We start from the raw sequence: 22,146 nt of genomic DNA on the forward strand, positions 1-22,146 counted from the left end.
TGCCGACTACTGCACGGTCAGCGTAATGTTGGTGTTGGCCTGCACGGTCGGCGTGACCGCGGTTACGGTTATCTGGTAGGTCCCTGCGGGAGTGACGATTCCATGCGGACCGCCGCCACAACCCGCCAACACGATGAGGAACGCCATTACAGCAAAGATCGCCAAGCCGCGCAGCGCCCGCCGCCTGTCCTTCTTTGCGCCCAGAGTCACAAAGGCAAATCCCATGGCCGGGAGCAGCAAGGAGTAGAACGGGGCCGTGGGTCGCCAGGGCGTGTTCCTGCTCTGGACCACGATGCCGGACGACCGTCCCGAGGTGGTGATGGTCATGGTCACCAGGGTGGTGCTCGCGATGGTTCCCGCTGGATTGAACATGCACGCCGCGCCGACGGGCAGTCCGGCGCAGGTGAAGCCCACCGTACCCAAAGTGGGATCGTCGTCAGTTACATCAAAGCCAATCGTGCCCGATGCCCCAGCCGGAAGAGCCATGGTGGTGCCCGCATGTGGGTTGATGATGATCGGCGGTCCCAGGCTGATGGAATCGGTGGCTGTGTTGTTGCCGGTATTGGTTTCGCCGCCGCCGGAGACTGTGGCGGTGTTGGTGAAGTTGTTCCGGATGTTGATGGGAATATTCACGGTCAGCGAGATGGCCGGGTAGCTGGCGCCCGGCGCCAAAACGTCAGAGCGCGTACAGGTCAGGGTGCCCAGGGTGCAAGTCCATCCCGTGCCGCTGATGGCCGTCGGCACAGGCGGGTTAGTGATGGCGGGTAGCGTGTCCACGACCGTCACGGTGCCTACGGTCGGTCCAGCGCCGGAGTTCGTGACCGTGATGGTCCAGACGGCCCCGGTTTGTCCGCGGGTAAACGTGCCGGTGTGGGTCTTGGTGATAGTGAGATCAGCCGGCTGTACCGTGAGGGTTGCCGTCGCCGTGTTGCCGGTGCCGCCGTTCGTGGAACTCACGGCGCCGCTGGTGTTGACGAAGCTTCCCGTCGCACTGGCGGTCACATTCACTGCAAGCGCGCAAGTGCTGGCCGCAGCCACGGTGCCTCCGGTCAGCGAGACGCTGCCCGAGCCCGCGGTGGCCGTTGCCGTCCCGCCGCAGGTGTTGGTCAGCCCATTCGGCGTGGCCACAACCATGCCTGCCGGCAGAGTATCGGTAAACGCTACACCCGCCTCAGCCACGGTGTTGGCGGCTGGGTTGGTGATGGTGAAGGTCAAGGTGGAAACGCCGTTGACGGCAATAGCCGTGGGGTTGAATGCCTTGGCGATAGATGGAGGCGCTACCACAGCGATGCTGGCGGAAGCAGTACCGCCGGTGCCGCCCTCAACGGAGGTCACGTTGCCGGTGGTGTTGTTCTTGGTCCCTGCCGTTGTGCCGGTCACATTCACGCTGAAAGTGCATGACGTGCTGGCGGCCAGCGTTGCTCCGGTCAGGCTGATGACGCTGGTGGCCTGCGTGGCGGTGATGGTCCCGCCACCGCAAGAGCCGGTCAGACCGTTGGGCGTGGCGACCACCAGGCCCGCGGGCAGAGTGTCACTGAAGCCTACGCCGGTCAATGAACTGGTGGTGTTGTTGTTCTGAATGGTGAAGGTCAGGCTGGTGGAGCCGTTCAGCGGAATGCTGGCCGCGCCGAAGGCCTTGATGATGACCGGCGGTGAAGTCACGGTGATGCTGGCGTTGGACGTGTTACCCGGGCCGCTTTCCGTGGCTGTGACCTGGACGCTGTTGTTCTTCACGCCGCCCGTGGTGCCGGTCACGTTGACGCTGAGCGTGCAAGACGCGCTGGACGCCAGAGTGCCGCCGGACAAGCTGACAGAACCCGAGCCCGCGACTGCGGTAGCTGTGCCGCCGCAGGTGCTGGTCAACGCGTTGGGCGTCGCCACTACCATGCCGGCAGGAAGATTGTCAGTAAACGCGACCCCGGTCAGCGTGGTGCCGGTGTTGGGGTTGTTAATGGTGAAGCTCAGCGACGTGGTCCCGTTCAGCGGAATGCTGGCTGCGCCAAACGACTTGGTGATGGTCGGCGGCGTGGCTACGGTCAGAGTTGCCGTCGCCGTGTTACCGGTCCCACCGTTGGTGGAGCTCACAGCGCCGGAGGTGTTGACGAACGTCCCAGCGGCGGTACCCGTGATGTTCACGGTGACCGTGCAATTGCTGCTGGCAGCGATGGTGCCGCCGGTGAGCGAGATGCTGGTTGATCCGGCGACCGCCGTGGCTGTGCCGCCGCAAGTGTTGGTCAAGCCGTTGGGCGTGGCCACTACCAGGCCGGTGGGCAGCGTGTCGGTGAACGCGACTCCAGCCTCAGCAACTGCGTTGGCCGCAGGATTGGTGATGGTGAAGGTCAATGACGTGGTGCCGTTCAGCGGAATTCCGGTGGCGCCGAAGGCCTTGGCGATGGACGGCGGCGCTACCACGTTGATGCTGGCTGAGGCCGTTCCGCCGGTGCCGCCTTCCGTGGAAGTGACGTTGCCGGTGGTGTTGTTCTGCGTGCCCGCCGCCGTGCCGGTCACATTGACGGAGAAGGTGCACGACGTGCTTTGCGCCAGCGTTGCTCCGGTCAAGCTGATGACGTTGGTCGCCTGCGTGGCGGTAATGGTCCCGCCGCCGCAAGAGCCGGTCAGACCGTTGGGCGTGGAGACGACCAGGCCTGCGGGCAGCGTGTCGCTAAAGCCGACGCCAGTGAGTGTAGTCGTGGTGTTGTTGTTCTGAATGGTGAAGGTCAGGCTGGTGGAGCCGTTCAGCGGAATGCTGGCCGCGCCGAATGCCTTGATGATCACCGGCGGTCCCGCCACGGTGATGGAAGCGTTGGACGTATTTCCCGTTCCGCCTTCCGTGGATGTCACCTGGACGCTGTTGTTCTTGATGCCCGCCGTGACGCCGGTAACGTTCACTGAGACCGTGCACGACGCGCTGGAGGCCAGAGTCCCGCCGGAGAGGCTGATGCTGCCCGAGCCCGCTACCGCAGTGGCTGTGCCGCCGCAAGTGTTGTTGAGCGCGTTGGGCGTGGCCACGACCAGGCCAGCTGGCAGATTGTCAGTAAACGCTACCCCGGTCAGCGCCAGGCCGGTGTTCGGATTATTGATGGTGAAGGTCAGCGAAGTTGAACCGTTCAACGGAATGCTGGCCGCGCCAAAGGCCTTGGTGATGGTCGGCGGCGTAGCGACTGTCAGGTTGGCGGTAGCCGTGTTGCCGGTGCCGCCATTGGTGGAGGTCACCGCGCCGCTGGTGTTGGTGTACTGTCCTGACGCCGTGCCGGTAATGTTCACCACCACGGTGCAGTTCGCGTTGACGGCGATGGTGCCGCCGGTGAGCGAGATGCTGGTTGAACTGGCGACCGCGGTGGCAGTGCCGCCGCAAGTGTTGCTCAAGCCGTTAGGCGTGGCCACGACCAGGCCGGTGGGCAGCGTATCAGTGAACGCGACTCCGGTTTCGGCAACCGCATTGGCCGCAGGGTTAGTGATGGTGAAGGTCAGCGAGGTGGTGCCGTTCAGCGGAATCGTCGTCGCGCCAAAGGCCTTGGCGATGGACGGAGGCGCTACCACGTTGATGCTGGCCGAGGCCGTTCCGCCGGTGCCGCCTTCCGTGGAAGTGACGTTGCCGGTGGTGTTGTTCTGCGTGCCGGCAGCCGTGCCGGTCACGTTGACCGAGAACGTGCATGAAGTGCTCGCTGCCAGAGTTGCTCCGGTCAAGCTGATGACGTTGGTCCCCTGCGTGGCGGTGATCGTCCCGCCACCGCAAGAGCCGGTCAGGCCGTTGGGCGTGGAGACCACCAGGCCCGCGGGCAACGTGTCACTGAAGCCGACGCCGGTGAGCGAAACCGTGGTGTTGTTGTTCTGGATGGTGAAGGTCAGGCTGGTGGAGCCGTTCAGCGGAATGCTGGCCGCGCCAAAAGCTTTGATGATCACCGGCGGAGCCACCACCGTGATGGAAGCGTTGGACGTGTTCCCGGTTCCAGCGTTGGTGGAGCTGACCTGAACGCTGTTGTTCTTCACTCCAGCGGTGGTGCCGGTCACGTTCAAAGAGACGGTGCAGCTTGCGCCGGGAGCCAGGCTGGCGCCCGACAAGCTGACGGAAGAAGATCCGTCCACTGCCGTGGCCGTGCCGCTGCAAGTGCTGGTCAAATTGCTGGGCGTGGCGACGACCAAGCCTGCAGGCAAGTTGTCAGTAAAAGCGACGCCGTTCAACGTCAAATTCGCGTTCGTGCTGCTGAGCGTGAAAGTCAGGCTGGTGGAGCCGTTCAGCGGAATGGTCGCGGCGCCGAAAGCTTTGGTGATGGTCGGCGGATTGATGACCGTGAGGCTGGCGGAAGATGTAGATTGCGCGCCGGTGCCGGCCGCCGTGGAATTGATGGTGACGCTGTTGTTGTAGACGCTATCAACCGCGCTGGATACGTTCACCGTGATGGTGCAGGAGCCCACAGGCAACGCCGCGTTGGAGAAGCTTACGCTGCCCGCGCCGGCGACGGCCGTAAACGTGCCGCCGCAGGTGTTGGTGGCGCCGGGTGTGGCCGCAACCACCAGGTTGGCTGGGAAAGTATCGGTAAAGCTGGCGTCCACGGCGATCACGTTCGGATTGTTGACGGCGAAGCTGAGCGTGCTGGAAACACCCACCGCAACCGTGGTGGGGTTGAAGCTCTTGGTGATCTGCAGCGGCTCAAGAATGATGATGTTGGCGGTAACCGTGGCCTGGTCAACGGTGGCGTCGGCGTGCCCGTTGCCGCTGGTCCCGCCCGCATTGAAAGTGGCCGTGGCCGTGGGCACGGGGTTGCCTAGAGTTTCCGGCTGGGCTTGAGGAATGGTTCCCAGAATTGGATTGTTGAAAGTGATCGGCAGACCGACGATAACATCCAGATTTCCAGCCAGGGCTGTACCGACGCCATGATTGTCTTTGCTCATGTCGCCGGTGAGCGTGGTGCTCTGGTTGATGCGAATGGTACTCGGCGAGGCGGTGTGCGTCAGTACGATGAACGGATCAAACGTGGTGACGCCGCTGTTGATCGTATTGATAGTCGCGGCCGGAGTATTGGTGCCCCACCAGTTGTTGGTCACGGTGGCGGTGGAGTGGTTATTGTTCAGGTTCTTGGCAGTCGCCGCGGTATTGCCAGCCAGGCGGCTGAAGCTCATGGTAAAGGCGTGCGCCAGTGTTGGCTCGCCAGAATCAATGCCGCCACCATTGCCGGTAGCGGTGTTGCCGGTGATGGTGACCTTGGTCAGCGTCATCACGTCCGGGCTGACCGCGTGGTAGTGGATGCCGCCGCCGTTTCCGCCGGCGGTGTTGCCGGAGATGACGGTAAGGCTGGCCGGGGAACCGCCGTTGTCAATCAAGAGGTTCGAAGTGTCCCAAATTCCGCCGCCGTCACCGGACGCGTTGTTGCCGGTGATGGTGTTGCTATGGAGTACAGTTTGTCTTGAATTGGCGCCAGCAGAAAAGATAAAGAGCCCGCCGCCAACGCCGCGGCCTGTGCCGTTGATCTGGTTGGCGTTGTTGTTGATGATCTGGCTGTTGCTCAGAGACATCCGAGCAAGATCAGCCACCCAGATACCGCCGCCGCTGCCGGCTGCATTTGTGTTAACTTCCGCTACTGAGCCGTTCTGGAAAATACTGTTGGTAATGGTTGCCAATCCGGGGCCGCCGGTTGCGCCGGAAGAAGCATTGAAGATCGCAATTCCAGCACCGTTGCCATCGGTGGTACTGCAGTCGCTGAATGTTACGTTTGTCAGCGTCAGGTTGGCAGTCCCGGCGCCACCGGTGTCGAACTCCATGCAGCCGCCATCGCCGTCAAAGCCGGCAACGCTTCCGCGGTTCCTGCCAAATTGCAGAGTGAGGTTGGAGATGCTGGCGCTGGCATTTGTAAGCACAGCTATGTCTTCGTTGACAGCCAGCAACATGTCAACGCCGTTGGTATTGGTTGTGCCTGCACGAATGATCGTTGTGCCCTGACCTGCGCCGACGATGTTGACCGAGTCCAGAACTTCCAAGGTTCCCGATTTGCCGTCGTATGTGACGGGGCTGGGTCTGGCGAGAGAGAGCGTATAAGTGCCCGCCGCGATGGTAATGGTGTCCGTGCCGGCGGTGGCGTTGGCCTTGAGGATGGCTTCACGCACGCTGCAAGACGAAGACACATCTACATTGCTGACGTTATTGCAGGTGGTGGCAACGGTTCCAGGTATTGGATCGTCGGTGCGATTGACGAAGAACGTTGGATCGGGCAGCGGCATCATCACGGCCGGAGCGAGCTGGCCGGCGTGCAACGCGACGACGCCGGGGCGTCCGTCAATATTGGTGCGCATGGGCAGCGCCGCTACGGGCGAGCCGGCATACGGCCGCGTGGAAATCTGTGCGGGAAGAAAAGTGGTGGCGCCGGCCGCCACGTCAGGATGCGAGATCACGGCCATCTGTCCCATGGAGGGGTTGAGCACCATCACATCGTCAGCGCCGTGATCAGAGATGCGCGTGCGGAACAGGACCGGAGGCTGTCCGGGCGTAAAGGGCGCGGCCGAGGCAATGCTCTCCACGATCCTGAAACCGTTCATGGGAAGAGTGCGCGGCGGGTCCAGCGGATTGCCATACCCGCGCCGCCCGGCCTGCAGGCGCGCCTGATGCTCTTGCGCGGTGAGCGGGCGAGGATCAAATTCAGTGTGCGCGGCAATGTGCAGGCTGCCGTCCGAGGTCAGCAGAGCGATCTGCAATCCGCCGGTGCGGTCAAAAATAAACGAGCCCAGGGCCATGGCGCTGGCGTTCACGGGCAGAGAGAGAGCTTCGATCTGGAAATTCGAAGAATGAAGAATGAAGGCGTTGCCGCCGGAGAGAAAAGCCGCGTCGGTATGGGAATCGCCAAAGTCGCCAAATACGATGTTGCTGGCGGCGGCGTCCAGGGCAAAGGCGGACAGCGGTCCCAAACCTTTTTCAGAACCGGAGAAGATCTGCAAAGAAGAACTCTGCGGAGTAGAGACGCCGACGACCAGATTGGAGTAAGGCTGTCCACGTACCAGGTTTTCAGACGCCATGGCGGTGACGCCGCCGGTGAGCGCGAGGGTTTGCGGGGCGCCGAAGTTGCCGCGTCCGTCGCCGGGGAAAACGTACAAGTTGCTGCCGCCGAGGGAAGCTACCACCAGGTCCTGTTGTCCGCCGGGCGTGAAGCTGCCCAGCGCCATGAAATCAGGCCGGACGGGAATGCTGACGATCTGGGTGTCAGGCAAAAACGGCGCGGGAAACTGCCCGCGGCCGATGGCCAGGAACGAAGCGTTGCTCTGCGGAGCGAAAGCGTCCACGTTGCCGCGATGAATGACGATGGCTCCGCCGCCGGGCGCGCTGAAGCCGGCGATCATGTCAGCCACGCCGTCTCCATCCACGTCCGCCGTGGCCATGGAGAGGGGTTGCGCCTGTCCCGCAGCGACGCTCTGGGCAAGGCTCGGCCCAACCGGCTTCACCGGAGCGGCCTGGTTGTCTCCCAGCCAGATCTTGGGGCCGGGCGCAGGAGTGGTCTGCAGAGGAGCGGCGCTCACACTCATTCCCGTTAAGGGAAAACCAGCCGCCAAAAACACCAGGCTCAAGATTACGCAACAAACAGCAAAAGAAAGGACGAAGGCAGGCAGAGTCCGTCTAGTCAAGCAGGTAACTCCTCTAAATCTGATTCACTCCGGGAGCCGGGGAACGTCATGCAAAACGCATTGGAAACGACATTGAGGTTCCTTCCCGGAGGTCAAAGGAGTCTTTCTGTCATCTTCCAAGAATCGTGTCTTGCACGGTTATTGGGGGCGGGGGACCGAGACAACTGATGTGTCAGTTATGTACTTTGCGTCCGGTACATTCTTTTTGTCAAGGTCAAAGGCCTGGAATAAGTTACTACCGTATTTTTGTACCTCCAGAATCACTAACGACCAGCTTGATTCGCTCTCCAGGGCTTGCGGCGTGGTGCGATCTTGGGCCGCTAAGAAGTCACGTGCACGGCAAAACATTTCACCAAGAAACGTGGGGACCGTGGGAAGCGGCCGTCTCAGGGTGAGAAGCCCTTAAAAAGACGTTCGCGGACGCAAATTTTGTGACAAAAGTCACCTTCCCTTTGGTCACAAGTCCTGTTAGAAATAACTTAAGAAAGTCCAGGTTTCCCGATTTGGGAATTTTCGGTCCCCCCCAAGAGCAGTTTCATCAAGACATAGAGGTGAAGCCTTGTCAGTTTCTCGACGGATCTTTCTTTGGAAAAGCGCATTAACAGCCGCGGCTTGCGCCGCAATCCCGCTGGAAGGGATCGGACAGCGCCGGACAATTCCCGGGGAAACCGTCCCCGGACAAGCCCCTGCGCAAACTCCTGCACAGCAGGGTGGTACGGTCACGGGTGATCCGTATGCTGCCCTGGCTGGTCTGGACCGCGATCTGTTCACCAGCGCCGTGGGCTCAAATTTCAAGGTTGCTTTGCCCGGCGCATCGCCGGTCTGGCTGCAACTTCTTGCAGTGAGCGACTTGCCCGGCCCGCCCGCGCCCGACCCCAAGACTTTTGTGACGCGGAACAAGTTGGTTCCCGTCGTCGGCACCACGGGTTTCATGCTGCGGTTCGCGACGACGTCGCCTGACCCCTTGCCGCAAGATACTTACACCTTCAACCATGCCACGCTGGGCGAATTTGTGATGTTCATCGTGCCAGAAGGTTCGAGCAAGGGAGAGTTCAGCGCGGTGGTCAACCGCTTGAACGCGCCGATGCCCGTGGCTGTACCGGTGCGGGTGGTGAGTCCGGCGGTGAGTCCTTCCGTGTCGGTGAATTCGCCGGCTATGGGCACGAATCCCGGCTCGGCACCAGGACAGGCTTCAGGACAGGCTTCAGGACAGGCTATGGCGCCAGCGATGGCTGCCCCCGCGTCCACTTCATCAGATAGTGGAAGCCCTTCTCTTCAGCAGGTTGGAACCCGAGGCGGAAGAAAAGCCGCAGAGAAGGATTGAAGTTCTCGACGTAGATGGTGACTGGCAGGGCTTTGCTGGAAGCATCGTTCTGGATGCGGCCGAGCATCGCTGAGCCAATCCCTGTATTGCGACGCTCCGGCGAAACTGTAATGTCCAGAATGTGAAGGGCGTCCGCGTTGCGCGCCAGATAGAGCCTGCCCACCGGCGAGTCATCCAACAAAATAAGATCATGCTGCGCGTGCGGGAACTCCGCCGCGTAGTGCTGTTTCTGCGCGGTGAACTGCATGCGCAGAAAGGCTTCTTTCTGCTCCGGCGTCCAGGGAACGCGCGTCATCTCTTCCGCGCGCGTGCTGGCATAGACGGAGTAAAGAAACGCGTCGTCGGCGACGGCGACGGGCCGCAGCGTGATGCGCGAAGACAGAGCGCCTGCGTCCTGGATCATGGCTGGGCTTTGTTCCGGTTCAGCCGGTGGAACACCGATTCATACTGCGTGCCGTTCTGGTCCGCGCCCACGGGCGTCAGGAAAATTTGGAACGCGCCCAGCTTCTCATGCTCCAGGCTGTGGATGTGCTGCGCCAGCCGTGGCGAATTGGGCCCTTGGAAGATCAGCGAAAACAATTCAACCGGAGGCCCGCTGGAACGCTCATTCACTTCAATGAGCTCAACCATCAGCGGCTCGGAATGGCCGATGTGGACTTTGAAAGAGGTGTTCAACTGCTCGCGAAAAACCTTGGCGTTGAGGCGGTCAAGATTGTCGGCCATGGATGGGAATATTTATAACACGGACATTCGTAACATCAAGGGCTGAGATGACCAAACACCAACGCAGGCCGCACCGCCAACGTTTCGGAGAGCACCGGGCCATCGCGCTCATCGCTCGACGACGGCCCGGCTGTCGCTTCCTTACTGCTTGCGGGTGTATTGAAATGCATCGTGCATCACGTCTTTACCATCTTTGCGGAAAGACCATTGCTCGGAGAAATGGTCTTTGTCCTGGATGGTGAGCACCATCTTGTGCATGTGACCGTCGCTGGGGCTGGCCAGGTTGGTGGCGTCCAGAAAATTGAAAGTGATGGTCTTGCCGTCCGCTGAAACCTCGGCTTGCATGCGTGGCTGGTTGTGCGCGGCGCAGTAGTGGGTCATCAGCAAGCGGTCATTGTCGAGGTGATAGATGGTGACCATGCTGTCATGCGGAATCTCCTCCATCAGGGCGGAACCTTCCGAGATCAGCCGCAAGGTAATCTGCATGGGCTTGCCGTCAGGCCCTTTGCCTTCCCAGGTCCCGGCCAGGCCCTTGAGCGAATCAAATCCTGACGCGGCGTTGGACGCGCTCCACATGGGAATGGAAAACGCAAAGAGCACTGCCAGGGCGATTAACGAACGAACTTTCATAGTGTCCTCTCCTCTTTTATTAGTGTTGCGCGGAATTGCCGCGCAGATTATTGCGCGGCTCTCATCCGCACGATTTTTGCTGCGCGAAGCCACCGCGCAGATTATTTTGCGGCACTGGCCGCGCGAATCGTGAAGCTAAACTTCAATTCGTGACCTGCACGCCCGGCGCATCAGACTAGGCCGCTTTCTTCTCGACGTAGTCTTTGAGCCAGCCGATCACGCCCGGCCATCCGCCACTGTACATGGCCTTCATCTGCGGATGCTCCTTCAAACCGCTGTGCGTCATGGTGAGCCGGGTCCCCACGGACGAAGGCCGCAACTCCCAGCGGACCACGCTGGTCGCGTTCCCGCCAAAACTGGACAGCCAAGTGTACTCGAGCAGCCGCGGAGGATCGATCTTGAGATACGTGCCTTGCACTTCAAAAGCTTCCCCGTTCGCTGACTTGCCCCGGCTGTGCCACTTGCCGCCGACTTTCAGATCAATCTCCCACTGGTCGGCCTTGTAGTATTTGCTGTCACCCCACCATTGCGAGGCTTGCGCGGGATCGGCAAGCGCGGAAAATACGGTTTCCGGTTTGGCTGCGATCTCAATATCGCCGATGATGGCGTCGTCGGTGGTGCTGATGTTGACCATTCTTCTTCCTTCTTTCAGCCCGCCCGGGGCTTCGTTGATTTCTCATTACCGCTGCTTGGAGCTATTGCAGCTTGGGCTTTTTCTTTTCCTGGGCTTCCGCAAACTTTTTCAAGTTGGCCAGATTGGCTTGCCAGAACTGGCGATAGCGTTCCAGCCATCCGTCAATGTTGCGCAGCGGGCCGGCGTTCAGGCGGTACATGCGCTGCCGTCCGACGCGCTCTTCGCGCACCAGTTCGGCCGCGCGCAGCACGCGCAGGTGCTTGGAGATGGCCGGGCGCGACACCGGGAAGTTGCGGGCAATATCGCCGGCCGGCAAGCTGCCCCGGCGAAGCAGGTCAAGCACCGCGCGGCGCGTGGGGTCGGCCACGGCGCGGAAGGCGTCCGCGTCTTCCAGGTGGCCGGAATATGTAACCGATTGGTTTCTCATTATGTGTAACCATACGGTTACTGGATTGGGTATGTCAAGAGGTATTTGGGGGACTAATAGATGCAGTTGGACGAAGGTTCAGACGCGCGAAGAATGTTCTATCTGAAGTTCCGATGAGGGACAACGCAGCCGAGGGCGGCTGCGCTCCACACCTCTCGGAAAGGAAACAGGCCAAAGAATAGGTCATCGTCCCATTTCGCCATTGATTAAGAGGCGAATATATGGTAAATTATAGAATTCGGTCTTTGGTGTTTGGTTCTTGGTATTTGGCAGACAGCCAACGGACCCTGGATTGGGCCTGATTTGACGCGAATTTGACCCCGTTTGGAGGCGATTTGAAGGCTGGCTCCCTGGGATGACAAGAGCTAACCCCTTTGGAATCCTAATCGAAGGCCATGGGGGGTGGGGTACAAGATCGCCGGGATCGCACGAATCGCCGGGATCGGAAAACCCAAAAGTATCGCCGGGGATGAATCGTCTAAGTCTATATTTTTCGGGGATGAACGGGGATGGGTGGGGCAGAGATTTGGTAAATGGGTAAGTAGGTAATTGGGTAGTTATGAAAGCGAACAGAAAAGTCCGAATTTGCCACGCTGCCCAATCGTTGACCGTGGTAAGAATGCCAGAATAGAATCGCCCCACAAGCCCAGCTTCTCCCTGGCACTGCTGAAAGGATCAGTGATGCGTAAAAAAATCTTTGCCCTGTTTGCCCTTATCCTCCTGATCGGATTCGCCGACCGCGTTGTCGCGCTTCAGGCTCCCACTGTCGCCAACCCCGCGCTGCCGGCGCCCCCCAAGACCGCCACGGACGACGTAAAGGAAACCCTGCACGGCGTGGAGATCACCGATCCCTATCGCTGGCTGGAAGACCAGAACAGTCCGGAGACGCGGGCCTGGATTGACGCGCAGAACGCTTACACCGATTCCATCATCCCCAAGCTACCCGGCCGCGAGCAGCTGAAGCAGCGGGTGAGCGCGCTGGTGAAGATTGATTTCATGAGCTCACCCACGGTCCGCAACGGCCGCTACTTCTTCTCCAAGCGCCAGGCCGACCAGGACCAAGCCGTGCTGTACATGCGCCAGGGGCTTGACGGCAAAGACCAGGTGCTGGTGGACCCGCTGCCCATGAGCCCGGACCACACCGTCACGGTCAACTTGTTCGATGTGTCCCAGGACGGCAAGATGCTGGCTTACGTGATACGCCACGGCGGCGCCGATGAAGTTGAGCCCCATCTCTTCGACGTGGACGCGCACAAGGAAGTGCCGGACAACTTTCCCAAAGCGCGCTACTCCGGCTTCAGCATTCTGCCCGACAAGAGCGGCGTGTATCTGACGCGTCTCACCGCGGAAGGCCCGCGGGTTTACTTCCACAAGATGGGCGCTGACAGCGCAACGGACGTGGAGGTGTTCGGCAAAGGTTATGGTCCGGAAAAAATCGTTGGCAGCGGCCTCTCGGACGATGGCCGCTACTTGACCATCACTGTCCTATACGGCTCGGCCGCGGAGAAGACGGAGATCTACTTTGCCGACGTGTCCAAGAAGGGACCGGTCGTCCCGGTGGCAACAGATTTGAAAGCCGCGTCCTTCGGCCAGATTGAGGACGGACGGATGTTTGTCCGCACCAACTGGAATGCTCCCAAGTGGCGCATCATGGAAGTGGACTTGAAGAACCCTGCGCCGGAACATTGGCGCGAGGTAATTCCGGAGAGCGGCGACGTGATGGACGGCCTCTCCTTGGTGGGCGGCATGCTGGCCGTACACACCGCGCACGACGTGGTGGGACGGGTGAAGCTGTTTGACGTTAAAGGCAAGCTGGTGCGGGAAATTACGCTGCCTACCCAGGGCTCCATCTCCGGCCTGGGCGGACGGTGGGACAGCAAGGAAGCGTTTTTCTCCTTCGCGTCATACTATGTGCCGCCTACGGTCTACCGCTACGACGTTGCCAGCGGGAAGCAGTCAACGTGGTCGCAGCAGCAGGTGCCGATTGACGCCGACAAATATGAAGTCAAACAGGTCTGGTACACGTCCAAAGACGGCACCAAGATTCCCATGTTCCTGGCGCACGCCAAAGGCGTGAAGCTGGATGGCTCCAATCCCACGCTGCTCACCGGTTACGGCGGGTTCAACCTGAGTTCCACGCCCAGCTTCAACCCTTTTGCCGCCGCATGGATCTCCAGCGGCGGGGTGTACGCGGTGGCCAACATGCGCGGCGGCGGAGAATTTGGCGAAGCCTGGCACCACGCCGGCATGCTGGAGAAAAAACAAAACGTTTTTGACGACTTTTTCGCCGCGGCGGAATGGCTGATCCAGAACAAGTACACGTCGCCGGCGCGGCTGGCGATTCGCGGCAACAGCAACGGCGGACTGCTGATGGGCGCGGCGGTCACGCAGCGTCCGGAACTGTTTGGCGCCGTCATCTGCGGCTATCCGCTGCTGGACATGGTGCGCTACCAGAAATTCCTGGTGGCCAAGTACTGGGTGCCGGAATACGGCTCGTCGGACGATCCGCAGCAGTTCAAGTGGATCTATGCCTACTCTCCTTACCACCATGTGAAGCCGGGGACAAAATATCCGGCGATCCTGTTCCTGACCGGCGACTCGGACACGCGCGTGGCCCCGCTGCACGCCCGCAAAATGACGGCGCTGATGCAGGCCGCCGGCTCAGAGAAACCGATTCTGCTGCACTATGACACCGCAGCCGGCCACTCCGGCGGAACTCCCGCGGGCAAACAAGTGGAAAACACCACGGACGAACTGAACTTTCTCTTCTGGCAGCTCGGCGTGGCCGCGGGGAAGTAATGGGGAGAGCGAAAGCCAAAAAGCTTACCGCTGATCAACGCTGATGACGCTGATCAGCGGATGTGGATCGCAAGCGGGTTGCCGGCAGCGACGTGAAGAGACGCCGCGCTTTACGGCCCACGCAATGTCTCATAAAATAAGAGCAGGCCGACGTAGCTCAGTTGGTAGAGCAGTCGATTCGTAATCGACAGGTCATCGGTTCAAGTCCGATCGTCGGCTCCATCATTTACTGCCGCCTCGCGGCAAACCGCTTACGACTTGAGCGCCCGGACAAAGTCGCGCAGGTTCCAAATCACCATTGCGAAGGACGCAACAAACAATCCGCCGGCGATAGTCCAAAACCAAAAAGGATGCTGCGCGCGGTCAATCATGGGAATGCGGACCCCTTGGAATACTCCTGCGAGCATCTGGATAACAATCATCGCCAAAACGGCGCCGCCCATGGTCGCCCACAAAAGAGACGTGATGATTTCTTGGGTTCGCAGCACGGATGCTGCGTCGCGCCGGCGCTGAACAACGGCGATCAACCGGTCGCTAGAGAGCGCGAGCAGGAATGCGATGGCGAAGATGCAAGCGGCGATCGTCATGTTCGTGAACGAAGAGGCGCGAAACGGCATTTGAGCGTAGCACGGGAGTGAGAACTGCCCTTCACGAGCCCTGTTGGGCTCTTACCCCCAGCGGGTTACTACCTTTGTTTTCCACAACTTAATACTTGTTTGCCCTTGCTATTTTGCTTTTGGCTCTCGCATAATGGTCTGTATCTCTTTGAAGATACGAAGTACTTCCAAGGGCAAAGTGGAACGATACAGTCGAGAGGACGTCCTCAGGATTCTTCGCATCACGGCGCGCCAGCTTGTCGGCTGGGAGAAAGGCGGGTTATTCCCCGTCAAAGAGTTCTATTCCTTTTTTGATCTCCTGCAAATCAAGAAGCTGGGCGACCTGCGCGCCAAGAAGGTGCGTCCGGCGATGATTCGCGATTCTCTGCGCGCCATGCAGCAACAGGTGGCGGGCATGGAGAATCCATTGCTGGAAGCCGGCACGTTTACGCGGCGATCACGCGTTGTCTATCGCCACAGCGGGGCCGCGGTGGAACCGCTGGCCGGGCAGTTTGTGATGGACTTTACTGACCGCGCTGTGCTGGAGTCGCCCAAGATCCACGCCATCCGCACGGCGGAATCCGCCAGCGATTTCTTTTCCCGCGGCGTGGCCCTGGAAGAAGACCCCAAGACCCAGGACGAAGCCATGGACGCCTACAAAAAGTGCGTGGCTCTAGACCCCACGCATGCCGCGGCGTACATCAACCTGGGCACGCTTTGTTACAACCGCCATGACTACGTGCTGGCGGAGCGCTATTATCGCAAAGCCATCGAAGTAGATCCGCGCTACGCGCTGGCGTACTTCGACCTAGGCAATGTGCTGGATGAAACCGGGCGCCTGCCCGACGCCGTCCGCGCGTACCAGTCGGCCATTACTCTGGCGCCGACGTACGCTGACGCCCACTACAACCTGGCGCTGGCCTTTGAAAAAGCCAGGCAGCCGCGCAAAGCCCTGCAGCACTGGGAAGCCTACGCCAAGCTCGACGCCATGGGCCCCTGGGCCATGCATGCCCGCAACCAGATCAAAAAAATCCTGGCCGCCGACACGCTGAAAATGGTGGAGAAAAAGAAGTAGCCTGGCGTTCCTTCTCGAAGCGAATCGAGAGACCCCTGTCAAATTTATTGGAAGAGCTTCAGGAAGGCGACTCCGCCCCTCCAGGCGATTTTAGCGTGCCGCGATGCGTCTGCCAGGTGTGCCACAGAATCCGGAACGTGGCCATGACCGGGATGGAAAGAAACACGCCGATCACGCCGGCAACTTCGCCGCCGGCAAAAATCCCGAACAACACGGCCAGCGGATGCAACTCCAGCGTGGTGCCCATGATGCGCGGCGAAGTCACGTAGTCCTGAATGCCGCGCCACACCACTAGAAACACCAGCAGCCAGAAAAGATGGCCGTAGCCCGCCATGAAGGCCACGGACATCACCACCAGAATGCCGATGAGCGGCCCCACCACGGGGATAAACTCCAGCGCGCCGGCCGCCGGCCCCAGCGCAAGAGCGTAAGGGACGCGCATGGCCCACAACACAAAGCTGATCACCACCATGGCCAAAACAGCCAGCGTGATTTGTGCGCGGATGAACGCGCCCAGCATGGAATTCATGGCGTCCACCGTGGCAGATACCAGTTGGCGGTTGCGCACGTCTTCCACCGACTCCACGATCATCCGGGCAAACTTATCGCCGTCCAGGAGAAAGAAGATGGCTAGAATGGGCACCAGCAGCAGCCACCACATGTCCTGGATGGTGCTGACGGCGCTGACCACCAGGCTCTGCGCCGCGGAGACAATTTCCTGCCGGTGGTCCCGGAAAAAGCCCATCACGAAATCCCGGACGCGCTCCTGTGTCTCCTGGCTCCAGCCGTGTTGCGCGCCAACCTGCTGGACGATTTGCCCGGATGTGATGTTCTGCGCCATTTGCGGGGCTTGCTGCCGCAGCTGTTGCGCTTCTTTGGCCACCGGCGGCCCGGCCATGGCAGCCACAAAGACCACCAGCGCGACAAAAAACAGATAGACAACGGCCACGGCCGCGGGACGCGAACCACGCAGAAGTCTCTGCAGCCGCGCCACGGGCGCTTCCAGCAGGTACGCGAAAAAGATGGCAAAAAGAAAAGCCAGCAGCGCGCGCCATGCGACATAAAGAAACAGCAGCCCCAGGGCGAACACCAGCGCCGTGAACAAGGCTTGCGCCGTGCGTTTATCAAAAGGTCTCAGAAGGCCCCACCTTCGCGACTGAAATTGAATTACATCGCAGGGAAATCCCCTCCAGCTTACTTGAGGCGCGGTTTGATCGCCTACTCTTTTCTCAGTGACGGGAACGCCCTTGAACGACGCACCACAATCCCAAACCGGCGCTCTTGCGATAATGAATGACATATGCCGGAATTACCTGAGGTCGAAACCATCGCCAACGGCCTGCACAAGCGGGTGGCCGGCGACCGCCTTGAGTCCGTCTGGGTGGGCAGCAAGAAAGAACCGCTGAAGTCGCGGCCGGCGGAGATTGTGCGCGTGCTGGAAGGCGCGATGATCGAACGAGTGCATCGCGTGGGCAAACACATTGTCTTTCATCTGCTATCGGACCACGGGAAAAGCCTGCTCAAAGCGCACTCGTCCAAAGCCCAATGGATCGTCCACCTGGGGATGACCGGACGCATGCTGGTGGCCACGCCGGACTCGGAAACAGTCAAACACACGCATTTGGTGGCCAGGCTCAGGTCAGGACGCGAGTTGCGGTTTGTTGATCCGCGGCGCTTTGGACGGCTGGAAGTCCGCCGCCTGTTGGAGCACGACGGCAAAGGTGGCCGTCAGGGATTCCGCGGGCCTGGCGCCGAGCCGCTCACCATCAGCGACGAAGAGTTCGCGCGCCTCTTCCACAAGAGCTCGGCTTTCATCAAAGCGGCGTTGCTGAACCAGAAGCTGCTGCACGGGGTCGGTAACATTTACGCCGATGAAGGTTTGTTTCGCGCCGGAGTCCGGCCTCGCCGTCGCGCCAATACGCTGGCGCGCGCGGAACTGGGCAGGTTGCACGCCGGACTTCAGGAAGTACTAAAAGAAGCCATCGCGGCGGGCGGGTCGTCTATTTCCGACTACGTGGACGCCGACGGCGAAGAGGGATTCTTCCAACTACAGCATCGCGCCTACGGCCGCGAAGGCCAGCCTTGCCTGGTGTGCAAGACGCCCATCAAAAAGATTGTGGTGGCGGGCCGAGGGACGCACTATTGTCCGCGGTGCCAGAAGTAGCGGCTAGCTACTAGCCGCTAGCAGCTAGCACCTCCTTTACTTCTTCCCCAAAATCTGCGTGCTGGCCTGCAGCTTGCGCAGGCCGCGGATCCAGCGGTCGTAGTCGTTGGCCTTGTTCTGGAAATATTTCGCCACTTCGGGATGCGGAAGGATGAGGAACTTCTCTGCCGCGATGCCGGCCACCACGTCGGCGGCCACCTGTTCCGGCTCAATCGCCGTATCCAGCAGGAACGCTCCGCCGGCAAATTCGGCGCGGCGCAGCATGTTGGTGCGGACGCCCTGCGGACACAGCGCGGACACGCGGATGCCCTGGTCGCCGTAGGTGATGCTGAGCCACTCGGCAAAACTGAGCGCGGCGTGTTTGGTAACGGCATACGGCGCCGAGCCTATCTGCGTCAGCAATCCGGCGGCGGAAACCGTCTGCAGCAAATAGCCTTCTTTGCGAGCCAGCATCTGCGGCAGAACGGCACGCGCCGCGTAGACGTGGGACATCAGGTTCACGTCCCAGCTGCGCTGCCAGTCAGCGTCCGGCGCTTCTTCGCCGCCGGCCACGCCAATGCCCGCGTTGGAGCAGAAAATATCCACCTGGCCGAATTGGCGCGTGGCGGTTTCCACCAGCTGCGCCATTTCGCTTTCTTTGCCCACGTTCGCCGGAATCGCCACCGACTTGATCTCATCCGCCACCTGGCGCGCGCCCTGCACGTCAATGTCCGAGACAATGACCGCCTTGGCGCCTTCCTGCGCGAACCGGTGGCACAGGGCGCGGCCAATTCCGTTGGCCCCGCCGGTTACAACAATCACTTTGCCTGCAATTTGCATGACAAGAAGATAATCCGTTCCTGCGGTATCCTTCAAATGCCGGAAGCACCATTTTGCGAACGGAGGCCACTATTCCGCATGGGCAGCTATGCTATTGGCGTTGATCTGGGCGGGACGAACCTGCGCATCGCCGCCGTGGACCAGGACGGAAAAATCCTGGACAGGGTCACCGCCGGAACCGCCGTCGTTCTGGGCCGCGACCAGGTGATTGACGAAATGTGCCGGGCCATTCAGGCCGTGACCGCCAAGTTCAAGTCGAGCCGGCTGTTGGGAATCGGGATTGGCGTGCCGGGCATCATCGATCTGCACACCGGCATGCTGCGGCAATCGCCCAATCTTCCTGGATGGGAAGACTATCCGGTGCAACACGAGATTGAGCGCCGCTTGGGGACGAAAGTTTTTCTGGAAAATGACGCCAACGTGGCCGCGCTGGGCGAACATTGGCTGGGCGCCGCCGCGGGCCACGACAGCGCGTGCATGATCACCCTGGGCACGGGCGTGGGCGGAGGCCTGGTGCTCAACGGCAGAATCTGGCACGGCATGCTGGGGATGGCCGCCGAACTGGGCCACACCAACATTGAACCGGATGGCGCGCCCTGCGGATGCGGCGGCCGCGGATGCCTGGAGCAATACGCGTCGTCGAAGGCGATCAAGCGCATGGCGGCCGAAGCCGCGGCCGGAGGGCAGGCCCCGCGCCTGGCACAAGCCATCAAGGACGCTAATTTCGGTTCCGTCAGCGTTTATGAACTTGCCATGGCCGGCGACGCTGCGTCACAACAAATCTTTCGCCGCATGGGGACCGCGCTGGGCATCGCCGTGGCGGACTTGATCAACATCTTCAACTTGCCCATCTATGTGATCGGCGGAGGCGTGGCGGCGTCATGGGACGCGTTTGCCCCGGCCATGTTCGATGCGGTGCGGAAATATTCTTACATTTATCGGGCAACCGCGCCGTCGCCGGCGGAACAGGTGGTAAAGGCTGGGCCTCACGCGGAACCATCTACGGGGAAAACAATGATCGCTCGCGCATTGTTGGGCGGCGATGCCGGACTCATCGGCGCGGGACGTTTACCTGTCGCTACGCTCCAAACCGCCGGCGAGACCGAATCCTTATGAGCCTGTTCTGCGCCTGATGCAAGCCACTCGCCGCGCAAGCCGGGCTCGTGGGCCAATCATCCCCGGCGCAAGTTGTCGTAATGGATACTTAGTCACTTAGGCTGGGTGACCAGCGGGCGGAAATATTTTCGCAAAACCCGCTTCGCGGACTTGCTTTCGCCATCCCGGAGGGGCGTATACTTTTGCCGTCAGAAGAAGCAGTCAAGCAGTAACCGGCTGCCGCAAGCGGTCCAGCCCCAGCCACCGTCGGCAGTCGCGATTCAATACAACGAAGTAGCCAGCGGCTTTTCTCCAAGAAGCCGTTGCGGTCCCCACCTTCCGAACAGCGCCGCTCTGGCGCGCAAGAAATGGAGTACTCTCATGGCAACTGCACCAAAAATCACTCCCATCCATGAACTGGAAAATATTCTGACCTTCCGGACCAAACCGGGCGCCGAATCAGTACGCGGCGGCGAAACCAAGGAACTGGGCACGGTGGAAGTCAGCCGCTTTGACAAGATCCGTTTGGTATGCGATGAGCGCATCGGCTCCACCTGCAGCGTCCTGGTCCGCCTGACCATCATGGAAGGCAATGAACTGGTGGCCTTCCTGGACACCGTGCTGCTGCATCCGCACGCGCAGACCACGCGCGTGTATGACGTCCCGGGAACCAAACTGAATGTGGCCATGGACGGCATTGGACCAGCCAACACGCAAGGCGCTGTGGACGTGCTGATCTACGGCCAATATTGACCAGCTCTCGGCGCGCCGCGCCGTAACGATAGCAAGCGCACCTCGCCATGGGGTGCGCTTTTTGCATTGGCCTGTGCCGTCGGTCACCTCCGGTATCATCATTACTACTTAAAGGAGCCGAACCTGCCATGGCTGAGGTCCTCATCCGTCCCGCTACCAGGACTGACCTTCCCCGCCTCACGGAGATTTACAACCACTACGTAGTGAACACACCGGTTACGTTTGATCTGGAGCCGCACGCGGTAGAAAGCCGCGTCGCATGGTTCGCGCAGTTCGCACCCACCGGACGCCACCGGTTGATGGTGGCGGAGGAAGACGGCGCAGTGATGGGCTATGCCGGGACCACGCGTTTTCGCGCCAAGGCCGCCTACGACCCCACGGTGGAAACCACCATCTACTGCAGTCCAGACGCGATCAGCAAAGGTCTGGGCAGCCGCTTGTATGCGGCGCTCTTTGAGGCCTTGGCGGGAGAAGACGTTCGCCTCATCGTCGCCGGATACACCCTGCCCAACGCGGCGTCCGCCGCGCTGCATAAACGTTTCAGGTTCCAACCGGTGGGCGTATTCCACGACGTTGGGCGCAAGTTTGGTCGCTATTGGGACGTGGCGTGGTCAGAGCGTCCGCTGCGTTTGGAGAAATAATAGAAGATAGAAAAGCAAGCAGACGCGTGCGAACAAAGTTCTGCGGCGGACGACCGCAGCCTGCCTGATTATCCGGGCAAATTCCAGATAAGAGTTGCGTTGGCTAGGCGGCGCGAGCCATGCGTTCGCGTTCGATGCCGTCCAGCGCGCGCCACAAGGCTTGAGCAATCCTTTCGGCGGAATCCAGCGCTTTTTCTTGCTGAGCTTTTTCTTGAAGCTCTGTGGCCGCGACTTGCAGTTGCTTTTCGAGCTGCTGGCTCCACACCTGCGCGTGGTATACGTCGGCGGTCTGGTGCACGGTGAAGTAGCCGCAGGTCCGCTGGTCGGCGCCGTACATTTCTTTCAGCCCGCGCGCTTTTTCCGCGGCAATGCGCGGCACCTGGGATTCGTAAGCATAAAACGCCGCCAGCGCTTCCGCCGGCGAGCCTTCGCGCGCAATGCTCTGGAAGGTGTCCATCAGTTCCTGCATTTCCGGCAGCGGTTCGCTGCTGGCCAGAGCGGAACGCTCCGCGCCCATGCCTTCGACAAAATCCAGCCACAGCTCGGCGTGCGCGCGGCCGTCGTCTGAATCCGCGCCTTCTTCTTCCGCGCGGTTGCGGGCCACGGCTTCCGCCAGCGGCGAGCCGGCCGCCAGACGGCTTTCAAACATCTCCAGATATTCGGGAAACGCAGCTACCTGATGGAAATATTGCACGGCGTAAGAACGCAGGTCATCACGCGTGAGCCGGCCTTGGGTCCAAGCCTGGTAAAAGGGATGGCACAGCAGATCATGCTTGGCGATGCGGGAATCAAGTTCTTTTTGGAAAGCGTGCGTATTAACGTTTGGGGGATTCATTTCTTCTCTCTCGTTCAAGATGG

17 protein-coding genes and 1 tRNA gene are annotated in these 22,146 nt (G+C 60.6%); 7 read left to right on the forward strand and 11 right to left on the reverse strand.

Going from position 1 to position 22,146, the window contains the following annotated elements; translation table 11 throughout:
* Window positions 1-6: 6 nt before the first annotated feature.
* From LAO20_01140 to LAO20_01170, 7 genes are all read right to left on the reverse strand, one after another.
* Window positions 7-7,503: a DUF11 domain-containing protein gene (locus LAO20_01140; GenBank protein ID MBZ5530010.1), complete on the reverse strand. Its 7,497-nt coding sequence runs from the start codon at window positions 7,501-7,503 to the stop codon at window positions 7-9.
* 1,083 nt (window positions 7,504-8,586) lie between these two features.
* Entirely contained in the window at window positions 8,587-8,772 is a 186-nt protein-coding gene (locus LAO20_01145; GenBank protein ID MBZ5530011.1) for a hypothetical protein, read from the reverse strand.
* Between the two features lie 50 nt (window positions 8,773-8,822).
* On the reverse strand, window positions 8,823-9,335 hold the full coding sequence (locus LAO20_01150; protein MBZ5530012.1) for a GNAT family N-acetyltransferase: 513 nt from the start codon (window positions 9,333-9,335) through the stop codon (window positions 8,823-8,825).
* Entirely contained in the window at window positions 9,332-9,655 is a 324-nt protein-coding gene (locus tag LAO20_01155; protein MBZ5530013.1) for a hypothetical protein, read from the reverse strand. Before LAO20_01155 ends, LAO20_01150 begins: the two co-directional genes overlap by 4 nt.
* 141 nt (window positions 9,656-9,796) lie before the next feature.
* The gene (locus LAO20_01160) at window positions 9,797-10,285 is read right to left on the reverse strand and encodes a hypothetical protein (GenBank protein MBZ5530014.1); all 489 of its coding nucleotides are present in this window, start codon (window positions 10,283-10,285) and stop codon (window positions 9,797-9,799) included.
* Between the two features lie 175 nt (window positions 10,286-10,460).
* Window positions 10,461-10,919: an SRPBCC domain-containing protein gene (locus LAO20_01165; GenBank protein ID MBZ5530015.1), complete on the reverse strand. Its 459-nt coding sequence runs from the start codon at window positions 10,917-10,919 to the stop codon at window positions 10,461-10,463.
* 61 nt (window positions 10,920-10,980) lie between these two features.
* Window positions 10,981-11,346 carry a metalloregulator ArsR/SmtB family transcription factor gene (locus LAO20_01170; protein ID MBZ5530016.1) on the reverse strand — a complete coding sequence of 122 codons (366 nt, stop codon included), beginning with the start codon at window positions 11,344-11,346 and terminating at the stop codon, window positions 10,981-10,983.
* Window positions 11,347-12,027: 681 nt separating this feature from the next.
* On the opposite strand from LAO20_01170, the gene LAO20_01175 reads away from it, so the two are divergent.
* Entirely contained in the window at window positions 12,028-14,145 is a 2,118-nt protein-coding gene (locus LAO20_01175) for a prolyl oligopeptidase family serine peptidase (GenBank protein ID MBZ5530017.1), read from the forward strand.
* Window positions 14,146-14,291: 146 nt separating this feature from the next.
* Window positions 14,292-14,367, forward strand: a tRNA-Thr gene (locus tag LAO20_01180).
* Window positions 14,368-14,396: 29 nt separating this feature from the next.
* Here the strand turns inward: LAO20_01180 and LAO20_01185 are convergent.
* Window positions 14,397-14,762, reverse strand: coding sequence for a hypothetical protein (locus LAO20_01185; protein ID MBZ5530018.1), 366 nt, complete (start codon window positions 14,760-14,762; stop codon window positions 14,397-14,399).
* A 133-nt stretch (window positions 14,763-14,895) separates the two neighbouring features.
* On the opposite strand from LAO20_01185, the gene LAO20_01190 reads away from it, so the two are divergent.
* Window positions 14,896-15,816, forward strand: a complete 921-nt coding sequence (locus tag LAO20_01190) for a tetratricopeptide repeat protein (protein ID MBZ5530019.1) — start codon at window positions 14,896-14,898, stop codon at window positions 15,814-15,816.
* A gap of 58 nt (window positions 15,817-15,874) precedes the next feature.
* On the opposite strand, the gene LAO20_01195 is transcribed toward LAO20_01190, so the two are convergent.
* Window positions 15,875-16,921: an AI-2E family transporter gene (locus LAO20_01195; protein MBZ5530020.1), complete on the reverse strand. Its 1,047-nt coding sequence runs from the start codon at window positions 16,919-16,921 to the stop codon at window positions 15,875-15,877.
* Between the two features lie 195 nt (window positions 16,922-17,116).
* On the opposite strand from LAO20_01195, the gene mutM reads away from it, so the two are divergent.
* A complete protein-coding gene (mutM, locus tag LAO20_01200) occupies window positions 17,117-17,980 on the forward strand; it encodes a bifunctional DNA-formamidopyrimidine glycosylase/DNA-(apurinic or apyrimidinic site) lyase (protein ID MBZ5530021.1) in 864 nt (287 codons plus the stop codon).
* Window positions 17,981-18,016: 36 nt separating this feature from the next.
* Here mutM and LAO20_01205 read toward each other — a convergent pair whose 3' ends face one another.
* Window positions 18,017-18,799 carry an SDR family oxidoreductase gene (locus LAO20_01205; protein ID MBZ5530022.1) on the reverse strand — a complete coding sequence of 261 codons (783 nt, stop codon included), beginning with the start codon at window positions 18,797-18,799 and terminating at the stop codon, window positions 18,017-18,019.
* A gap of 78 nt (window positions 18,800-18,877) precedes the next feature.
* On the opposite strand from LAO20_01205, the gene LAO20_01210 reads away from it, so the two are divergent.
* The 3 genes from LAO20_01210 (at window position 18,878) to LAO20_01220 (ending at window position 21,288) form a co-directional block, all read left to right on the forward strand.
* A complete protein-coding gene (locus tag LAO20_01210) occupies window positions 18,878-19,915 on the forward strand; it encodes an ROK family protein (protein ID MBZ5530023.1) in 1,038 nt (345 codons plus the stop codon).
* A 396-nt stretch (window positions 19,916-20,311) separates the two neighbouring features.
* On the forward strand, window positions 20,312-20,647 hold the full coding sequence (locus tag LAO20_01215; GenBank protein ID MBZ5530024.1) for a hypothetical protein: 336 nt from the start codon (window positions 20,312-20,314) through the stop codon (window positions 20,645-20,647).
* A gap of 128 nt (window positions 20,648-20,775) precedes the next feature.
* Window positions 20,776-21,288, forward strand: a complete 513-nt coding sequence (locus tag LAO20_01220; protein ID MBZ5530025.1) for a GNAT family N-acetyltransferase — start codon at window positions 20,776-20,778, stop codon at window positions 21,286-21,288.
* A 103-nt stretch (window positions 21,289-21,391) separates the two neighbouring features.
* Here LAO20_01220 and LAO20_01225 read toward each other — a convergent pair whose 3' ends face one another.
* Complete coding sequence (locus tag LAO20_01225; GenBank protein ID MBZ5530026.1) at window positions 21,392-22,123, reverse strand: iron-containing redox enzyme family protein; 732 nt, start codon at window positions 22,121-22,123, stop codon at window positions 21,392-21,394.
* Between the last annotated feature and the right edge of the window lie 23 nt (window positions 22,124-22,146).

The sequence above is a fragment of the Terriglobia bacterium genome, from assembly GCA_020072815.1.
GTDB lineage: Bacteria > Acidobacteriota > Terriglobia > Terriglobales > Acidobacteriaceae > Angelobacter.